General features: G+C 52.0%; 16 protein-coding genes. 11 read left to right on the top strand and 5 right to left on the bottom strand.

Annotated features, from left to right (window positions below; all coding sequences use genetic code 11):
• The first annotated feature begins 11 nt into the window (after nucleotides 1-11).
• Both ACMGDE_RS12720 and ACMGDE_RS12715 read left to right on the top strand, forming a co-directional pair.
• On the top strand, nucleotides 12-2,315 hold the full coding sequence (locus tag ACMGDE_RS12720; RefSeq protein ID WP_436833181.1) for a GH92 family glycosyl hydrolase: 2,304 nt from the start codon (nucleotides 12-14) through the stop codon (nucleotides 2,313-2,315).
• Nucleotides 2,316-2,343: 28 nt separating this feature from the next.
• Nucleotides 2,344-4,647 carry a GH92 family glycosyl hydrolase gene (locus ACMGDE_RS12715; RefSeq protein ID WP_436833180.1) on the top strand — a complete coding sequence of 768 codons (2,304 nt, stop codon included), beginning with the start codon at nucleotides 2,344-2,346 and terminating at the stop codon, nucleotides 4,645-4,647.
• Nucleotides 4,648-4,661: 14 nt separating this feature from the next.
• Here the strand turns inward: ACMGDE_RS12715 and nhaA are convergent, their stop codons facing one another.
• The 5 genes from nhaA to sucC form a co-directional block, all read right to left on the bottom strand.
• Entirely contained in the window at nucleotides 4,662-5,822 is a 1,161-nt protein-coding gene (nhaA, locus tag ACMGDE_RS12710; protein ID WP_436833179.1) for a Na+/H+ antiporter NhaA, read from the bottom strand.
• A 74-nt stretch (nucleotides 5,823-5,896) separates the two neighbouring features.
• Nucleotides 5,897-6,517, bottom strand: a complete 621-nt coding sequence (locus tag ACMGDE_RS12705) for an L-threonylcarbamoyladenylate synthase (RefSeq protein WP_436833178.1) — start codon at nucleotides 6,515-6,517, stop codon at nucleotides 5,897-5,899.
• A 65-nt stretch (nucleotides 6,518-6,582) separates the two neighbouring features.
• On the bottom strand, nucleotides 6,583-8,028 hold the full coding sequence (asnS, locus tag ACMGDE_RS12700) for an asparagine--tRNA ligase (protein WP_436833177.1): 1,446 nt from the start codon (nucleotides 8,026-8,028) through the stop codon (nucleotides 6,583-6,585).
• Nucleotides 8,029-8,062: 34 nt separating this feature from the next.
• The gene (gene lgt, locus ACMGDE_RS12695) at nucleotides 8,063-8,887 is read right to left on the bottom strand and encodes a prolipoprotein diacylglyceryl transferase (RefSeq protein WP_436833176.1); all 825 of its coding nucleotides are present in this window, start codon (nucleotides 8,885-8,887) and stop codon (nucleotides 8,063-8,065) included.
• 84 nt (nucleotides 8,888-8,971) lie between these two features.
• Entirely contained in the window at nucleotides 8,972-10,162 is a 1,191-nt protein-coding gene (gene sucC / locus ACMGDE_RS12690) for an ADP-forming succinate--CoA ligase subunit beta (protein ID WP_436833175.1), read from the bottom strand.
• Nucleotides 10,163-10,344: 182 nt separating this feature from the next.
• On the opposite strand from sucC, the gene ACMGDE_RS12685 reads away from it, so the two are divergent.
• From ACMGDE_RS12685 to ACMGDE_RS12645, 9 genes are all read left to right on the top strand, one after another.
• Nucleotides 10,345-11,691 (top strand): sigma-54-dependent transcriptional regulator, encoded by a 1,347-nt coding sequence (locus ACMGDE_RS12685; protein WP_436833174.1) that lies wholly within the window; start codon nucleotides 10,345-10,347, stop codon nucleotides 11,689-11,691.
• A gap of 164 nt (nucleotides 11,692-11,855) precedes the next feature.
• Nucleotides 11,856-12,224: a DUF7674 family protein gene (locus tag ACMGDE_RS12680; protein ID WP_436833173.1), complete on the top strand. Its 369-nt coding sequence runs from the start codon at nucleotides 11,856-11,858 to the stop codon at nucleotides 12,222-12,224.
• Nucleotides 12,225-12,227: 3 nt separating this feature from the next.
• The gene (locus tag ACMGDE_RS12675) at nucleotides 12,228-12,461 is read left to right on the top strand and encodes a hypothetical protein (protein WP_436833172.1); all 234 of its coding nucleotides are present in this window, start codon (nucleotides 12,228-12,230) and stop codon (nucleotides 12,459-12,461) included.
• Between the two features lie 4 nt (nucleotides 12,462-12,465).
• Nucleotides 12,466-12,801, top strand: a complete 336-nt coding sequence (locus tag ACMGDE_RS12670) for a DUF7674 family protein (RefSeq protein WP_436833171.1) — start codon at nucleotides 12,466-12,468, stop codon at nucleotides 12,799-12,801.
• A gap of 10 nt (nucleotides 12,802-12,811) precedes the next feature.
• Entirely contained in the window at nucleotides 12,812-12,889 is a 78-nt protein-coding gene (locus ACMGDE_RS12665; protein WP_436833455.1) for a potassium-transporting ATPase subunit F, read from the top strand.
• A gap of 5 nt (nucleotides 12,890-12,894) precedes the next feature.
• Nucleotides 12,895-14,583 (top strand): potassium-transporting ATPase subunit KdpA, encoded by a 1,689-nt coding sequence (gene kdpA / locus ACMGDE_RS12660; protein WP_436833170.1) that lies wholly within the window; start codon nucleotides 12,895-12,897, stop codon nucleotides 14,581-14,583.
• A 12-nt stretch (nucleotides 14,584-14,595) separates the two neighbouring features.
• Nucleotides 14,596-16,608 carry a potassium-transporting ATPase subunit KdpB gene (kdpB, locus tag ACMGDE_RS12655; protein WP_436833169.1) on the top strand — a complete coding sequence of 671 codons (2,013 nt, stop codon included), beginning with the start codon at nucleotides 14,596-14,598 and terminating at the stop codon, nucleotides 16,606-16,608.
• Between the two features lie 11 nt (nucleotides 16,609-16,619).
• Nucleotides 16,620-17,180: a K(+)-transporting ATPase subunit C gene (locus tag ACMGDE_RS12650; RefSeq protein WP_436833168.1), complete on the top strand. Its 561-nt coding sequence runs from the start codon at nucleotides 16,620-16,622 to the stop codon at nucleotides 17,178-17,180.
• A gap of 31 nt (nucleotides 17,181-17,211) precedes the next feature.
• Complete coding sequence (locus ACMGDE_RS12645; protein WP_436833167.1) at nucleotides 17,212-18,306, top strand: porin; 1,095 nt, start codon at nucleotides 17,212-17,214, stop codon at nucleotides 18,304-18,306.
• Nucleotides 18,307-18,363: the final 57 nt, after the last annotated feature.

The following is an 18,363-nucleotide window of genomic DNA, read 5'->3' as shown; positions in this document are numbered from 1 at the left end:
ACCAATTACGCATGAAACTATCCAAACAGTTGCTTTGCCTGTTGCTGTCCGCCACTGCGGGAACGCAGGTGCATGGCCAGCTGATCCAAACGATCGATGAACCGGAAGAGTGGGTAAACCCCTTGATGGGTACTGATTCCAAGGTTTCCTTTTCCAACGGCAATACCTATCCGGCCATCGCCGTGCCCTGGGGCATGAACTTCTGGAGTCCGCAGACCGGCAAGATGGGCGACGGCTGGATGTATTCCTATGACGAAGATAAGATCCGTGGATTCAAGCAGACCCACCAGCCTTCGCCATGGATGAATGACTATGGCCAATATGCGATCATGCCGGGTACGGGTAGGCCCACGGTAGATCAGAATGAACGGGCCAGTTGGTTTTCGCATAAGGCGGAAACGGTGAAACCTTACTATTACAGTGTATACTTGGCCGACGCGGATGTGACCACCGAGATCACGCCCACCGAACGGGCGGCGGTCTTCCGCTTCACGTTTCCGGAAAATGACAGCGCGTTCGTGACCGTCGATGCGTTTGACAAGGGGTCGGAAATCACGATCATCCCCGCCGAGCGGAAGATCATCGGCTATTCGAGCCGCTACAGCCGGGGCGAGTTGCCCAATTTCAAGAACTATTTCGTGATCGAGTTTGATAAGCCCTTTGCCTTTACAAAGGGGTGGTGCGACAGCGTCTACAACGACACGGCGCTGCACCTCAGCGGTGACCACGCCGCGGCTATCGTGGGCTTCAAGACCAGCGAGGGCGAGGAGGTCACCATGCGGATCGCGTCGTCCTTCATCAGTCATGAGCAGGCAGCGCTCAACCTGCAGCGGGAGGTGGGCAACAAGGATTTTGAACAGATCAAAGGAGAAGCAAAGGCCATTTGGAATAAAACGCTGAAGCGCGTGGCCGTTGAAGGCGGTACGCATGACCAGTTCAAGACGTTTTATTCCTGCCTGTACCGCACGGTGCTATTTCCAAACAGACTATATGAGCTGGATAAAGACGGGCAGGTGGTGCATTATAGTCCGTATAACGGCAAGGTGTTGCCGGGTTACCTCTTCGGTGGTACCGGTTTCTGGGATACATTCCGCGCGCTGTACCCGTTCCTCAACCTGGTATACCCCGAAATCAATGTAGAGATGCAAGCCGGCCTGGCCAACGCCTATAAGGAGGGAGGCTTCCTCCCGGAATGGAGCAGTCCGGGCTTTGCCAACATCATGGTGGGCAACAACTCGGCCTCCGTGGTGTCTGACGCCTATATCAAAGGGCTGCAAGGTTACGATATCGAGACGCTCTACGAAGCCTTGCTGCACGGCGCCAATAACGAAGGACCCATGACGGCCGTGGGCAGGGCAGGGGCGCCGTATTACGTCGACCTGGGGTATGTGCCTTATGATGTAGGCATCAACGAGAATGCGGCGCGCACGCTGGAGTATGCCTATGACGACTTTGCCATTTATCAGCTGGCCAAGAAGCTAGGCAAGCCGAAGGCCGATATTGATCTGTATGCTAAGCGGAGCCGTAATTACCGCCACTTGTTTGACCCCGAAACGGGCCTGATGCGCGGCAAGAATAAGGATGGCAGTTTCCAGACCCCCTTCAATCCGTTTAAATGGGGGGATGCCTTTACCGAGGGGAATAGCTGGCACTACTCATGGTCGGTATTCCACGACATCGAGGGACTTACCCGCCTGATGGGTGGCCATGAGGCGTTCGTAACGAAACTGGACTCGGTATTTTCCCTGCCGCCCATATTCGATGACAGCTACTATGGGGGTGTTATCCACGAAATACGGGAGATGCAGGTGGCCAATATGGGCCAGTATGCACATGGCAACCAGCCCATACAGCACATGATTTACCTGTATAACTATGCCGGACAGCCGTGGAAAACGCAATACTGGGTGCGGGAGACGATGAACCGCATGTATAATCCACAGGCAGACGGGTATTGTGGCGATGAAGATAACGGACAGACTTCTGCCTGGTATGTGTTTTCGGCTCTCGGATTTTATCCGGTGTGCCCGGCTACCGATGAGTATGTGCTAGGTGCACCGCTGTTTAAGAAAGCAACAGTCAACTTCAGCAATGGCAAGCAGCTGGTGATCAATGCGCCTGATAACAGCGCAGACAACCGGTATATCCAATCGTTGCAGCTAAACGGCCGGGCGTATACACCCAGTTTCCTGAAACATACCGAATTGTTGAAGGGAGCAGTGCTGGAGGTGAAGATGGCTGCCGAGCCCAACGAATCGCGGGGAACCCAACAGGCGGATTTTCCGTATTCGCTGACGAATGAATTGAAAGATTAGCGAGATGATTACAGGTGATATGCGATATATGCGTCTGGCACGTCTGGCAGCGGTACTGCTGGCACTGATGCCTTCAGGCTTTGCCGCTGCCCAGCAGGATAGCTTGGTGCAGTATGTGCAGCCGCTGATCGGCACCGCCAAGATGGGCCACACGTTTCCGGGAGCGACGGTACCCTTCGGGGCGGTGCAGCTCAGCCCGGATACGGATACCATCCCCTATGCGGTGGACGGCCAGTATAACCCCGAGGTGTATACGTACTGCGCGGGCTACCAATATCAGGATCCCACGATCGTGGGCTTCAGCCATACGCATTTCAGCGGCACGGGTCACTCCGATCTCGGCGACTTCCTCATCGTGCCTACCGCGGGAAAGCTTCGGCTCAACCCCGGCGTGGCCGACGCTCCGGAGGAGGGCTTCCGTTCGGCTTACCAACATGCCAACGAGGTGGCCGAAGCGAATTATTACCGCGTGAAGCTGGACGACGAGGATATCCTCGCGGAGTTGACTACCACCACGCGTACGGGTTTGCACCGTTATACCTTTGCCAACGAGGATAGTGCGCACATCATAATGGACTTGATGCATGGCATCTACAACTATGCGGATAAGAATGTGTGGACCGTGGTGCGGGTGCTCAACGATAGCACCGTTACAGGCTACCGGCAGACCAACGGCTGGGCACGTACGCGGACGGTCTATTTTGCCATGTCGTTTTCGAAGCCGTTCAGATCCTACGGTAGCAGGAACTTCGAGGAAACCCCTGTATATCGGGGATTTTGGCGCAAGTTTGACCAGACGGACAATTTCCCCGACATCGCGGGAAGGCAACTGCGCATGCACTTCGACTTTGATGTGACAGCAGGCGAACAAGTGCTGGTGAAGCTGGCGCTGTCTCCGGTGAGCATGAGCAATGCCTTGGCGAATATGGAAGAGGAGATACCGCATTGGGACTTCGATCGCGTCAAGCGGGAGGGGCAGGGACTGTGGGAGCAGGAGCTGCAGCGCATTGAAGCGAAGCTGCCTACGGAAGCAGACTATGTAAATTTTTATACGGCCATGTACCACGCGGCGCTGATGCCCACGGTGTACACGGATGTGAACGGGCAATACAAGGGGCTAGACTATGAGGTGCATACCGCCGATGGTTTTACGAACTACACCTCGTTTTCCCTATGGGATACCTTTCGCGCCTTCCATCCGTACCTGAATATCATCAACCCGTCACGCAACGCGGATATCGTGGCCTCGATGATGGCGCACTATGACCAGAGCACCTTGAAGATGCTGCCCATCTGGTCGCACTATGCTAATGACAATTGGTGCATGAGCGGCTACCACAGTGTGTCGGTCATCGCGGACGCCATCATCAAAGGAGTGTATAAGGGCGATGCTCAAGCAGCGTTGGAAGCCTGCGTGGCCACGGCCAATTACCGCCGGTATGAGGGCATCGGCGAATACATCGACCGGGGATATATCCCCGATGAAGCGAACGGCACGTCGGTATCCAATACCCTAGAATATGCGTATGACGACTGGTGCATCGCCCAATTAGCCAAGCACCTCGGCAAGCAGGATGTGTATGACGTCTTCGCCAAGCGCTCGGAAAACTGGCGCAATATGTACGACCCCGCGATCGGCTTCATGCGCCCGCGCCATGCCGATGGTACCTTCCGTGCGAAGTTTGACGTGCTGGAAACGCATGGGCAGGGCTTTATCGAGGGCAATACCTGGAACTATAGCCTGTATGTGCCACATAATCCCGCTGGATTGATGGAGGTGATGGGTGGCAAGAAGCGCCTGTCGCGCTACCTCGACTCGCTTTTTACCATGCACTTGCCGGATGAGTTTTTTGCCCATACAGAAGATATTACCCGCGAGGGCATCATCGGCAACTACGTACACGGCAACGAACCTGCCCACCACGTGGCATACCTGTATCACCTCACGGGCGAAGCTTGGAAGACCCAGGAAAAGGTGCGCATGATCCTCGAAAACCAATACCACAATGGGCCGGACGGCCTCGGCGGCAACGACGACTGCGGGCAGATGAGTGCGTGGTACCTCTTCAGCAGCCTAGGCTTCTATCCTGTATCCCCGGGTTCGGATGAATACTGGCTGGGCAGCCCACTGGTGCAGTCGGCCACGATAAATCTGGAAAACGGAAAGACCTTCACGGTGGAAGCGGTGAACCAAAGCACCGAGAACGTGTACGTGCAGCAGGTATCGCTCAACGGCAAGCCCGTGAAAGGCTATACGCTGAAGCATGCCGATATCATGAATGGCGGGAAGTTGGTCTTCGAGATGGGGGGTAAGGCGAAGAAAACGAGTTAATGGCGTAGCTGATGTCAAGTAACATACTTTTTTCCTTGCTTCTTCAGAATGATGTAGCCGATAGTACCCGAAAGGGCCGAGGCTACGAGAATTGCAAACTTGGCTTCTGTTTGGTGATATACATCGGTGAATGACAGGAGCGCAATGAAAATAGACATCGTGAATCCGATACCCCCCATGAGGCCGATGGACAGGATCTGCAACCACTTGGTGCCCTTGGGTAGCTCACTTAATCCAAGTTTGACGGAAATCCAGGAAAGCAGCGTAATGCCCAGAGGTTTGCCGATGAACAGCCCGGCGATGATGCCCAACCCGAGCGGACTGGCTAGTCCCTCAACCATGCCGCTTTCAAACCGGATATTGGTATTGGCCAGCGCAAATAAGGGCATGATGAGAAAATTGACGGGTCTACTGATGGCGTGTTCGACCGCCTGGATCGGCGAATGGTCGGTTTTACCTTTGATCGGAATGGCAAACGCGGTAAGCACGCCCGCAATGGTGGCATGGATACCGGAGTGGTGAATGAAATACCAGATAAACAGGCCGGGGATTAGGTAAAACCACAGGGACTTGACGCCCATCCGGTTGATGAACATCAGTAGTGCAAACAAGCCCAGAGCATACAGTAAATAGCTGGCTTCGAGATCCGTTGTATAGAATATCGCGATAACGAGAATGGCACCTAGATCATCGACAATGGCCAGTGCAGTAAGGAATACTTTCAGCGCCACGGGCACGCGCTTGCCTAGGATGGAGAGAATACCGATGGCAAAGGCGATGTCAGTGGCCATGGGGATACCCCAGCCCTCATTGGTTTCCGTGCCTGCGTTGAACAATACGTAGATGCCCGCTGGTACCATCATGCCGCCCAAAGCGGCAAAGAAAGGGAGCGACGCTTTCTTGGCAGATGAGAGTTGTCCGTGGGCAAGCTCTTGCTTGATCTCGATACCGACCATGAGGAAAAATACCGCCATCAAACCGTCGTTGATCCAGTGCAATACGCTGAAGTTGAGGTGTATCTTGTCGGTTTCAAAGCCGATATGCCGCTCTAGTAACGACTCAAAGTCCGAACCAAGGGGCGAATTGGCGATGATGAGGGAAATAATCAGAAAAATGAGCAAGGTAATACCACTTGCGGAGTCCGCCTCGAAAAACTGCTTGATTTGTTTGCGCATCTGAACTAAAAATAGGGTTTAAGGAAATGATTTACGGATAAACCGCAGTACATTCAATCAATCGAGGCGCTAAGTTACAAAAACAAGCTTAAATCCCCTTTGCCTTCGCGGATAATTTCGAAATCACCGTCAGTAGTGTCGACCACCGTTGAAGCAATATTACCCCCGTATCCGCCGTCAATAACGATATCTACCAGATCACCGTATTTTTCATAGATGAGTTCCGGGTCGGTGGAGTATTCGATGATCTCGTCTTCGTCATGGATAGACGCCGATACGATTGGATTGCCCAGTTGGTGCACGATTTCACGGGCGATCAGGTTGTCAGGCACCCGGATACCCACCGTCTTTTTCTTCGAGCTCAATAGCTTGGGTACCTGGCCGCTGGCGTTGAAGACGAACGTGAAAGGTCCTGGAAGTGCCTTTTTCAAAAGGCGGAACGTAGCGGTATCGAATGGCTTGGTATACTGGGCGATATCCGTGAGGTCATAGCAAACAAAGGAAAGATTGGCCTTTTCGGGTTTGATGCCCCGGAGTTCACACACCCGCTCGATGGCTTTGTGGTTATTGATGTCGCAGCCGAGGCCGTATACCGTGTCGGTAGGGTAGATGATCAGCCCGCCCCGGTGCAACACATCCACTACCTGCTGGATAGCCTTTGGATTCGGATTCTCTTCGTATATACGTAGTAACATGTATTTTAACTAAACACTAACCACCCATTACCGTTCACCCATCACCAACCACCGTTCACCAACACTTAAAACGCCGCGTTGTTTGGCGTCCGCGGGAAAGGGATGACATCCCGGATGTTGGTCATGCCGGTGACAAACAAGACCAAGCGCTCGAAGCCCAGGCCAAATCCGGCGTGCGGTGCCGTCCCGAACCGGCGGGTATCCAAGTACCAATCCAGCTCTTCCGCAGGTACATGCATCTCTTCCATGCGGTTGACCAGCCTGTCGAGTCGCTCCTCGCGCTGCGAGCCGCCCACCATCTCTCCGATGCCTGGAAAGAGGATGTCCATGGCACGCACCGTGCGGCGACCCAGCTCATCCGGCTCGTTCTGCCGCATGTAGAAGGCCTTGATATCGGCAGGATAGTCCGATAGGATGACGGGCTTCTTGAAGTGTTTTTCGACGAGATAACGCTCGTGTTCGGATTGCAGGTCAGCCCCCCAGCCTTCGATGAGGTATTTGAATTGTTTCTTTTGGTTGGGCTTGCTTTGGTGCAGGATGTCAATGGCTTCCGTGTACGTAAGCCGCTCAAATCGGTTATCCAGACAGAAGTGGAGCTTGGACACCAGGTCCATTTCCGAGCGTTCGTTTTGGGGTTTGCTTTTTTCTTCTTCGAGCAGCCTGTTTTTGAGGAATTCAATTTCATCCGGACAATGATCGAGGGCATAGCGGATGACGGACTTGAGAAGCTCCTCAGCGAGGTCCATGTTGTCTTCCAGCTCGTAAAAAGCCATTTCGGGCTCGATCATCCAAAATTCGGCCAGATGGCGCGTGGTGTTGGAGTTTTCCGCACGGAAAGTAGGGCCGAAGGTATAGATGTTGCCCAGGGCCATAGCGGCGAGTTCACCTTCCAGCTGCCCGGAGACCGTAAGGTTGGTCTGCTTACCGAAAAAATCTTCCCGGTAGTCTACCGAACCATCGGGATGGCGCGGTGTACCATCGAAGTCCAGGGTGGTCACCTTGAACATCTCGCCCGCACCCTCGGCATCCGAACCGGTGATGATGGGCGTGTGCATGTAAACAAAACCACGCTCGTAAAAAAACTGGTGAACAGCGAAGGAGAGCGCATTGCGCACCTTGAATATGGCATTAAACGTATTGGTGCGGAAACGTAGGTGCGCAATTTCGCGGAGAAATTCGAGGCTGTGCTTTTTGGGCTGCAGGGGGAATTTCTCGGGGTCGCTGTCGCCGAGGATCTCCAATGTTTCCACCTTGACCTCCACACGCTGCCCTTTGCCCAGGGATTCGACCAGCGGTCCGGTAATCGCCACCGCCGCGCCGGTAGTGATCCGCCTCAGCAGGGCTTCATCGGTGCGGCTGAAATCAACCACCGCCTGGATATTGCCCAGCGTGGAACCGTCGTTGATGGCGATGAACTGGTTGTTTCGAAAGGTTTTTACCCACCCTTTGACCGTCACCTGCTGGCCATATTCCGTGGCATTCAATAAGTCTTTTATACGTGTATGTTTCATGTTATCGTATTGCGTATAGCGTATAGTGATGTTGTTAGTTCGCGATTGTCGCCTGCTGTTTTTTGAGTAGTGCCAGCGCAAGGCCTGTCAGGACCAGCGGTATGCTCAGCCATTGACCCATGTTGAGCGCCATCCCTTGTTCAAAGGCAACCTGTTCTTCCTTGAAAAACTCAATGCTGAACCGGGCCGAAAACAGCAAGATTAAAAATATTCCGAAAATAAAGCCGTCGGCTTTTTTGGACGTCCGATAAAGGGCGATCATGATGGTAAAGATCAACAGGTAGGCCGCGGCTTCGTAAAGCTGCGCCGGATGGCGCGGGACGCTGTCCACCAATTGAAATACCACACCGTAGTCGGTGCCTGTGGGCTTACCGATGATTTCGGAGTTCATGAAATTGCCCATGCGGATAAACGCACCGGTAAGGGGGGCAACGACCGCCAGCCGATCGGCTACCCATAGAAAATCCAGCTTGGTTTTGCGGCAGTATAAGATCACAGCGATAAGGATGCCGATGGCCCCTCCATGGCTCGCTAAGCCCCGGTAGCCCACGAACCGGTACGATCCGTTTACCTCGTCAATCGGCAGCAAGATTTCAAGGGGAGCCTTCCAGAAGTATTCGGGCTGATAGAAGAGGAAATGACCGAGCCGTGCGCCGATGAGGGTGCCGAGCACCACGTACACCGTCAGCCGCTCAAAATGTTCGTTGGCGATATGCTCTCGACGGTAGATCCGCGACATTACATAATACGCCAAGCCGATGCCTCCGGCAAAGAGCAAGCCGTAATACGTGAGCGGAAATACACCAAAGAGTTTAGTGATCTCCGGAGAAGTACTCCAATGGATAACGGCTGCTGTCATGTCGCTGTATGGAAAGCAAAAAACCTCCAACGGACTGGAGGTTTTTTGACTGTATGTTAAATCTAAATCTAAAAATCGTCAATCCTACGATAACACTTTGCTGACCAGATCGGCGGCTTCTTTGAGCAGAATCGCGGAATATACCTCCAGTCCGGATTCGTCGATCAACCGCTTGGCCTCTTCGGCATTGGTGCCTTGCAGGCGCACGATAATGGGCACGGGGATGTTGCCGATTTCCTGATAGGCGTCGATAACCCCCTGCGCTACACGGTCGCAACGCACGATACCGCCGAAAATGTTGATCAAGATGGCCTTCACGTTGGGATCTTTCAGGATGATGTTGAACCCGGCCTTTACCGTCTGTGCATTGGCCGTGCCGCCCACATCCAGGAAGTTGGCCGGTTCGCCGCCTGCCAGCTTGATGATGTCCATCGTGGCCATGGCCAGTCCGGCGCCATTGACCATACAGCCTACGTTGCCATCGAGCTTCACGTAGTTGAGGTTGGATTCACCCGCTTCCACTTCCGTAGGGTCTTCTTCGGCCACATCGCGCATGGCTGCATAATCTGGATGGCGGAACAGACCGTTTTCATCCAGGTTCACCTTGGCATCCACCGCTAGGATCTTATCATCTGATGTTTTCAATACGGGGTTAATCTCGAACATCGAAGAATCGGTCGTCTCGTAGGCTTTGTATAAGGCAGCCACAAACTTCGTCATGTCCTTGAATGCGGCGCCGCTCAAGCCGAGGTTGAAGGCGATTTTTCGCGCCTGAAACCCTTGTAATCCCACTTTGGGGTCGATTTCTTCCTTGAAGATCAGGTGCGGCGTTTTTTCGGCCACTTCCTCGATATCCATCCCCCCTTCGGTCGAGTACATGACGATGTTGCGGCCGCGTGCGCGGTCGAGCAGCACGCTCATGTAAAATTCCTTGGTTTCGCTTTCGCCGGGGTAGTAAACATCCTGCGCAATCAATACCTTGTTGACCTTCTTGCCTTCGGGGCCGGTTTGCGGGGTGACCAGCTGCATGCCGATGATGTCCGTAGCGCGTTGCTTGACCTCATCGAGGTTCTTGGCCAGTTTGACACCGCCGCCTTTGCCGCGGCCCCCGGCATGGATCTGGGCTTTCACCACCACCCAGTCGGAATTGTAGTCTTCCTTCAGCTTTTTGGCTGCTGCTACAGCCTGTTCAGGCGTTTCGGCTACGATGCCTTCTTGCACCTGCACACCGAAACTTTTCAGTATTTGTTTGCCTTGATATTCGTGAATGTTCATTTGCGAAAAATTTGGCGTAAAAGTAGGGTTTTAATCGGGAACGGTCAAGCGAAACATCCAAAAAACGGAAGGGTACAGGTGTCGCACGCAGGCTGCGTGTGTACACGCCAGTTTTTTTTGGAAACGTGGGCATATGCATTCCGGTTATCGATACCTTTGTACGCATAATTCAATAGACCAGCATGGCAAGACGTGTGCTACTCATAGACGACGAAACGAAACTGAGAAACCTGATGGCGCGGATCATTGGGATACAGGGGGAGGGTTTCGAGGTCGAACAATCGGATAGCCTGAAAGCTGCTCGCCAAAAACTGGCCAAAGCCGAATTTGATGTCATCATCTGCGACGTAAAACTGCCAGATGGCCGCGGCATTGATTTCATCGGCGAGATTAAAGAGATGCAACCCCTGGCCGAAACGATCCTCCTGACGGCTTATGGCAATATTCCCGATGGTGTACAGGCCATCAAGAACGGCGCATTTGATTACATCACTAAAGGGGATGACAATAACAAGATCATCCCGCTGATCAATCGAGCACTGGAGAAAGTGCAGCTCGCCAAGCGGGTATACCAATTGGAACAGCAGGTAGGCAAGAAATATGCGTTTGACAATATACTAGGCAAATCAAAAAAACTCTTGGCAGCCGTCGAATTGGGAAAAAAAGTTGCCCCGACAAATACGACCGTGTTGCTACTGGGAGAAACCGGTACCGGTAAAGAGGTTTTTGCACAGGCGATCCACCATGCCAGCACGAGAAAAATAAAACCCTTTGTTGCACTGAATTGCGCTACTTTTTCAAAAGAGCTGTTGGAGAGCGAGTTATTTGGCCATCGGGAAGGGGCGTTTACCGGTGCCACGAGAGATAAAAAAGGACTTTTCGAAGAGGCGAATACCGGCACCATTTTCCTTGACGAAATAGGCGAAATGGCCATTGAACTGCAAGCCAAGTTGCTGCGCGTATTGGAAACGGGAGAATTCATGCGGGTAGGCGAGACCGTGCCCACCCGGGTGGATGTCCGTATCGTTGCCGCGACCAACCGGGGCCTGCCGGAGGAAATAGCGGAAGGTCGTTTTAGGAGCGATCTGTACTATCGGCTTTCGGTATTCACGATCTCCCTGCCCCCGCTCAGGGAACGGCCCGAGGACATTGGATTGCTAGCCGATAGTTTCGCACGCGTGTCCGCCTCCCGGATAAACAAACCATCGATTATGCTCGCCGATGGTTATATTCAGGCATTGAAACCTCATCCATGGAAAGGGAATATCCGGGAATTGAAGAACGTCATCGAGCGGAGTGTTATCCTCGCTGAGGGCAATGTACTCGACGTGAATGACCTGCCTTACGAACTACTCCACGCAATACCGTCGACCGGAAAACCCCTATCCGCTTTTTCCATGGCCAGCGCAGAAAAGCTGCACATCCAGAAAGTGCTCAACTACACGCAAGGCAATAAAGCCGAGGCCGCTCGGCTGCTTGAAATCGGTATTGCCACGCTTTACCGCAAAATAGAAGAATATAAACTTTGACGCACACCCTTCCATATTAAGAAAAAGCTTATCAAAATGATAGGCTATTTCTTTCATTTAAAACTTGCCTAAACACATAAGTTTCTAAATTTCAATAGGTTGCTATCTGTTTGGGTGGCTTTGGTATGTCTTTGGCACAAGGGATATCAAATCGTAATAGTCATATGGAAACAATAAATCAAAATGAACTTTCGTCCATCATCGAAAGTGAACTTCCTGAGGTTAAAGATGAAATCGTTCACCTTACTGCTAAGGATAACGTTGCCGGTGCTATGCAAATCGTGGCTACCTATATGCGGGATATGATGCAAGAAAAGAAACTCGCCAAGGTCGTACGTTGCATGAAACTGGTTGGGTGGTTGTACGGCCGGGGCAATGATAGGGTGAGAGATATCATCGCCAATGTATTTGTGCGCTCCTTCAATGGGTTGCGTAACGCGTGTAGCCAATGGGAATGGGTACAGCTCCGGGAACAGATGCCGGCTAATCTCTATTCCGTATATGTATACCAAAACCGGACATCAAATAGGTGAACGGTGGGTAGGAAGTATACCATGCAGGAATTGAGGAAGCTGGTAAAATTCCGTCAGCGTATCAAACCTTTCAATAGTTTAATGTATTTCTTCCTCTCCATCATTGTAATAGGTGTTTCAATCCGGATTATTAATCATTATTCAACAGATTTTATGCTTATCGCAATTTTAACACTTGTAGGGCTTGCATGTTTTGCCCTCTTTTTTAAGGCCATCGCCTTTTTTGAAAAAATTTAACATCATGGAAACAAAAATCATCAAAACCTTAAAAGAATGGATACCCTCCGTCCTGATTGGAAAAGACGGATTAAGTGATTATGAGGCATTACAGAAGGTGGCTGATTACTGCCTGGAAAAGATACATGGCAGCATTGACGAGCGGGTGAGTGCCGTCGAAGCCATTAAAGTCGTGAACCTGCTTTACATGAACGGGTCGTTGCATGACAGGAACGCCATCGAAAACGAGTTCCTCTGCGTCCTTGCTTCGGACGATACCCCAGCTAGTCTGAAAAAGCACCTGGAATTATTCCCTAAGGAAATAAAACACGCTTACCTCAAAACCATACTGGAAAATTAAAATAGCTAACATGACAGCATTATTCATCGTGGCAATTGCCGTATTCGTGTATATCGTTTACGTATTGCTGAAACCCGAAAAATTTTAAACAACATGAACACAGCACTACTTGGGGTCGTATGCATGTTTGCCGCTTCCATTGCCTTGGCAATCCCTTTCGGCAAATACATCGCTAAGGTTTACGGAGGGAACAAAACCCTGCTCGATCCGGTATTCAATCCGTTTGAACGGCTCTTTTACAAAATAAGTGGCATCGATGTTTCCAGAGAAATGAATTGGAAGGAGCACATGATAGCGCTATTGACCATCAATATGGTTTGGTTTTTACTGGGCATGGTCATCCTAATGACACAGGGCTGGCTACCGTTGAATCCCGACAATAACCCGAATATGTCGGCAGATCTCGCATTCAATACGGTCATTTCCTTCGTTGTAAACTGCAACCTGCAACATTATTCAGGCGAAACCGGTCTAAGCTATTTTGGCCAGTACTGGCTGATGTTTCTCCAGTTTGTCAGCGCCGGAACCGGTATGGCCGCGGCGGTGGTCTTATTCAGGGCTTTTCGGGATAAGACAACCGAGGCATTGGGAAATTTCTATGACTTCCTGATCAAATCTTGCACGCGCATATTATTGCCGGTTTCCGTTGTTATCGCGGTCATCCTGGTATTCCAAGGTACGCCGATGACCTTCGAGGGCAAGGACACCATAATCACATTACAGGGCGATACGGTCGACGTATCCAGGGGCCCGGCCGCAGCTTTTATCGCCATCAAGCACGTCGGTACCAATGGCGGCGGCTTCTTCGGGGTGAACTCGGCACACCCGTTCGAAAACCCTACCTACCTGACCAATATCACCGAAATGATCGGGCAGTTGATTGTCCCGCTGGCGATGATTTTTGCGTTCGGGTATTTTATCAATAGAAGGAAATTATCGTGGATGATCTTCGGCGTAATGACCGTTGGATTCTTGATCCTCGCCATTCCCAACATCCACATGGAAACAGGCGGCAACCCGGCCATCGCCGCGATGGGCATTGACAACTCACTCGGTGCAATGGAAGGGAAGGAAATACGGCTAGGAGCCCCCGCATCCGGTTTCTGGAGCATCGTCACTACGGTCATTTCCACGGGTTCGGTCAATGCCATGCACGACAGCACCATGGCCCTTTCGGGTATGAATGAGTTGCTGGCCATGATGATCAATGCCTTTTATGGTGGGTGCGGCGTGGGTCTGCTCAACTTTTTCATCTTCATTATCTTGGCGGTATTTATCAGCGGCCTGATGGTAGGCCGCACGCCCGAATTCCTAGGTAAAAAAATTGAAGCGCGCGAGATGAAGATCGCCATGATCGTGGCCCTACTTCACCCCTTTCTGATATTGGTGGGGACCGCCTTGGCCACCTGGTTTCCGGGGCAGGGCGCTTCTACGCTGAATAATCCCGGTTTCCATGGGTTCAGCGAAATCCTCTATGAATATACCTCTTCTTCTGCCAATAATGGCAGTGGGTTTGAAGGGTTGGGCGATAATAACCCGTGGTGGAACATCACGACCGGATTTGTCCTGATCCTGGGTCGGTTTCTGCCCATCATCGGTCCCGTCGCGATAGCCGGATTGCTGGCCGGTAAAAAGTACATCCCTGAAGGTGCAGGTACATTGAAGACCGATACCTCTACCTTCGGGCTGATGGTATTTGCGGTCATAGCCATCGTGGCGGCTTTGGCATTCTTCCCGGCGCTGGCCCTGGGCCCGATAGCCGAATATTTTTCCATGAAATAAATACGTAACAAAATGAAATCGAACAATAGATCACTGTTTCAGAAAGACTTGGTGAAAACCGCATTGAGACAAGCTGTGGTGAAACTCCATCCGAAACTGCTATTCCGCAACCCGGTGATGTTCACGGTGGAAATCGGAACAGCGGTGATGCTGATCGTCTCCCTGTGGACATTGGCAGGGGAAACATCACAGGGCAGTTTCGGATATAACTTCACGGTATTCCTCATCCTGCTGCTCACCCTGTTGTTTGCCAATTTTGCGGAGGCGATTGCTGAAGCAAGGGGCAAGGCACAGGCAGATAGCTTGCGGAAGACCCGGGAGGAAACCCCTGCGCGACTGCGGAACGGGCAGACCGTGCCATCATCTCAGTTGAAAAAGGGCGATGTGTTTGTCTGCGAATCCGGCGATGTGATCCCTTCGGATGGTGAGATCATCGAAGGGCTGGCAACCATTGACGAAAGCGCCATCACAGGTGAATCGGCACCAGTAATCCGGGAAGCCGGGGGTGACAAAAGTTCGGTAACGGGCGGCACGAAGGTGCTATCAGACAAGATCCTGGTACAGGTGACCACGCACCCCGGTGAAAGTTTTTTGGATAAGATGATTGCGCTGGTAGAGGGGGCAAGCCGCCAGAAAACCCCGAATGAAATCGCGCTGACCATTCTGCTGGCAGGCTTTACGCTGGTGTTCATCATTGTTTGCGTGACGCTCAAGCCCTTTGCGGACTACGCCAATACGCCCATTACCATTGCCGCTTTTATTTCCCTGTTCGTCTGCCTGATCCCAACCACCATCGGTGGCCTGCTTTCCGCCATTGGCATTGCCGGGATGGACAGGGCCCTGCGGGCCAACGTGATCACGAAATCCGGTAAGGCCGTGGAAACCGCGGGGGATATTGACGTATTGCTGCTGGACAAGACCGGGACTATTACCATCGGCAACCGGAAGGCAACGAACTTCTATCCAGTCAGCGACATCAATGAAAATCAGTTTATCCGGGCGGCGGTGCTGGGTTCCATGAGCGATGATACGCCGGAGGGGAAATCCATTATCGAACTCGCCGGGATCAACCCGTTGAGCTATGAAATAAAAGCCCCCCGGTTTGTGAAATTCTCGGCGGAAACCAGGAGTTCGGGAATCGACTTTGAAAATACCCGCATCCGCAAGGGCGCAACCGATGCCATTAAAAATATAGTTGAAAAATCAGGATATCATTTTCCGGGAGAAATCGAAGAACGGGTGAAATCAATCTCCAGCAACGGCGGTACGCCCTTGGTCGTCGCTGAAAATGGTGAGGCGTTGGGTGTCATTGAATTGCAGGACATCATCAAACCGGGTATCCACGAACGCTTTGAGCGGTTGCGCAAAATGGGCATCAAGACGGTGATGGTCACGGGTGATAATCCGCTGACCGCCAAATACATTGCCGATAAAGCGGGGGTGGATGATTTCATTGCCGAAGCCAAACCCGAGGACAAAATGAATTACATCAAAAAGGAGCAGGCTGAGGGTAGGCTGGTGGCGATGATGGGCGATGGTACGAATGATGCCCCCGCCCTTGCCCAGGCGGATGTCGGCGTGGCAATGAATAGCGGCACGCAGGCGGCCAAAGAGGCGGGCAACATGGTAGACCTGGATAATGACCCGACCAAGCTGATTGAGGTGGTCGAAATAGGCAAACAGCTCCTGATGACCCGTGGAACACTGACCACATTCAGCATCGCCAACGATGTGGCGAAATATTTTGCCATCATTCCGGCACTGTTTATCACGGCTATCCCCGCATTGCAGGGACTGAATGTCATGCACCTTGGCAGCCCTCAGAGCGCCATCCTGTCGGCGGTGATCTTCAACGCCCTTATCATTCCGCTATTGATTCCGCTGGCGCTGAAAGGCGTTGCCTACAAACCCATCGGTGCGTCCGCCTTGCTGCGGAGGAACCTGCTAATCTATGGTTTAGGCGGCGTGGCAGTTCCCTTCGTGGGAATTAAACTGATAGACATCATGGTATCCTTATTTATTTAAAACCAAAGACAATGAAAACACATCTTTTACCGGCCATCAAGCTGACCATCGTCACCATCGTGTTCTTTGCGGTGATCTATCCGCTCGTCGTTTGGGGCATCGCGCAGTTCGCACCCAATAATGGCAAAGGAGCGATCATTGAACACGGCGGCAAGACATACTATAGCAACATCGGGCAATCTTTTACGGAAGACCGTTATTTCTGGTCCCGCCCCTCAGCTGTGGGCTACAATGCCGCCGGTTCTGGAGGCAGCAATAAAGGCCCTTCTAACGAAGAATACCTTGCAGAAGTACGAGCAAGGATAGATACCTTTCTGGCTCACAATCCGGGGATCGACAAATCCGAAATTCCGGTGGATCTGGTGACGGCAAGCGGTAGTGGACTGGATCCGCACATTTCGGTACAGGCAGCAAAGGTACAGGTCAAGCGCATTGCCAACATCCGCGGTATCGATGAGTCAACACTGGACGAGCTCATTGCCCGGCACACGGAAAAACCGCTCTGGGGATTGTTCGGTCCCGAAAAGGTCCACGTCTTGCAACTCAATAAGACACTGGATGAACTGAAATAGTAAAAGATAAGTTAACCATAATAAAAAGAAGATGAAGAAGCAATTGATCCTCTCAGCCATGCTGCTGGGAGGCACAGGAATCCTATTTGCACAAGAAAAGCACCTGGAAGAAGAAAAAAATCCGTTGACCATCAGTGGTTATGCGGAGGCGTACTATCTGCAAGATTTCAACCGCCCGCTAACCAATACCCGTCCGGGATTTGTATACAGCCATAGCCGCACCAATGAGGTGAATATCAACTTGGCGTTTATGAAAGCGAATTATGGCACCGAAAACGTAAGGGCCAATCTGGCCGTTGCGGCAGGAACATATATGAATGCCAATTACGCAGCGGAACCGGGTGTGCTGAAAAACCTCTATGAGGCCAACGTGGGCGTAAAGATCTCGAGGAAGCATGATTTGTGGATCGATGCGGGTTTATTCCCTTCCCATATTGGCTTTGAAAGCGCCATAGGGAAAGACAACTGGACATTAACCCGCAGTCTGCTGGCAGATAACTCTCCGTATTTTGAGACCGGTGCCAAGATCTCCTATACCTCTCCAAGCGGAAACTGGTTCATAAGCGGTCTGGTGCTGAACGGATGGCAGCGCATCCAGCGTGTGGATGGCAATACCACGCCAGCCTTCGGTCATCAGCTCACCTACAAACCAAGCGACAAGGTGACGTTGAACAGCAGTTCGTTTATTGGCAGCGATAAACCGGATAGTGCCCGTCAGATGCGTTATTTCCATAACTTGTATGTCAGCTACCAAGTAATTGACCTGTTCGGCATCACGGCAGGGTTCGATATCGGAGCGGAGCAGCAGGAAAAGAGTAGTCGGGATTACAATACGTGGTATGCGCCCGTGCTGATTGCGCGGTATTCACCTACGGAGACATTCAGCCTGACGGCCCGGGGCGAATATTACCAGGACAAACAGGGGGTCATCATTGCCACGGGCACTGCAAACGGTTTCCGCACGTGGGGTTATTCCCTGAATGCGGATTGCCAGCTATTGCCAAACGTGGTATGGCGCGCGGAGGTACGTCACCTGAGCAGCAAAGATGAGCTGTTCATTAAGCGCGATGGTGCGCCCACCGCTAACAATGTCATGGCGGTGACAGCACTCGCCGTTGCTTTTTGATGTGTTTGGTCACGGTACAACACCATGGATTCCCAAAGGCAGAAAACGCTACCTTTG

Origin of the sequence: Parapedobacter brassicae (assembly GCF_051400755.1) — a bacterium.
In the GTDB taxonomy this organism is placed as follows: Bacteria; Bacteroidota; Bacteroidia; order Sphingobacteriales; family Sphingobacteriaceae; genus Parapedobacter.
This window is presented reverse-complemented; position numbering and strand designations above follow the sequence as displayed.

Coding starts and splice junctions, on each gene's coding strand:
- ACMGDE_RS12680 (WP_436833173.1), top strand. CDS start 11,856: ATGGAAACAATAAATCAAAATGAACTTTCGTCCATCATCGAAAGTGAA.
- ACMGDE_RS12720 (WP_436833181.1), top strand. CDS start 12: ATGAAACTATCCAAACAGTTGCTTTGCCTGTTGCTGTCCGCCACTGCG.
- lgt (WP_436833176.1), bottom strand. CDS start 8,887: ATGACAGCAGCCGTTATCCATTGGAGTACTTCTCCGGAGATCACTAAA.
- ACMGDE_RS12670 (WP_436833171.1), top strand. CDS start 12,466: ATGGAAACAAAAATCATCAAAACCTTAAAAGAATGGATACCCTCCGTC.
- ACMGDE_RS12685 (WP_436833174.1), top strand. CDS start 10,345: ATGGCAAGACGTGTGCTACTCATAGACGACGAAACGAAACTGAGAAAC.
- nhaA (WP_436833179.1), bottom strand. CDS start 5,822: ATGCGCAAACAAATCAAGCAGTTTTTCGAGGCGGACTCCGCAAGTGGT.
- sucC (WP_436833175.1), bottom strand. CDS start 10,162: ATGAACATTCACGAATATCAAGGCAAACAAATACTGAAAAGTTTCGGT.
- ACMGDE_RS12650 (WP_436833168.1), top strand. CDS start 16,620: ATGAAAACACATCTTTTACCGGCCATCAAGCTGACCATCGTCACCATC.
- ACMGDE_RS12715 (WP_436833180.1), top strand. CDS start 2,344: ATGCGTCTGGCACGTCTGGCAGCGGTACTGCTGGCACTGATGCCTTCA.
- kdpB (WP_436833169.1), top strand. CDS start 14,596: ATGAAATCGAACAATAGATCACTGTTTCAGAAAGACTTGGTGAAAACC.
- kdpA (WP_436833170.1), top strand. CDS start 12,895: ATGAACACAGCACTACTTGGGGTCGTATGCATGTTTGCCGCTTCCATT.
- ACMGDE_RS12665 (WP_436833455.1), top strand. CDS start 12,812: ATGACAGCATTATTCATCGTGGCAATTGCCGTATTCGTGTATATCGTT.
- ACMGDE_RS12705 (WP_436833178.1), bottom strand. CDS start 6,517: ATGTTACTACGTATATACGAAGAGAATCCGAATCCAAAGGCTATCCAG.
- asnS (WP_436833177.1), bottom strand. CDS start 8,028: ATGAAACATACACGTATAAAAGACTTATTGAATGCCACGGAATATGGC.
- ACMGDE_RS12645 (WP_436833167.1), top strand. CDS start 17,212: ATGAAGAAGCAATTGATCCTCTCAGCCATGCTGCTGGGAGGCACAGGA.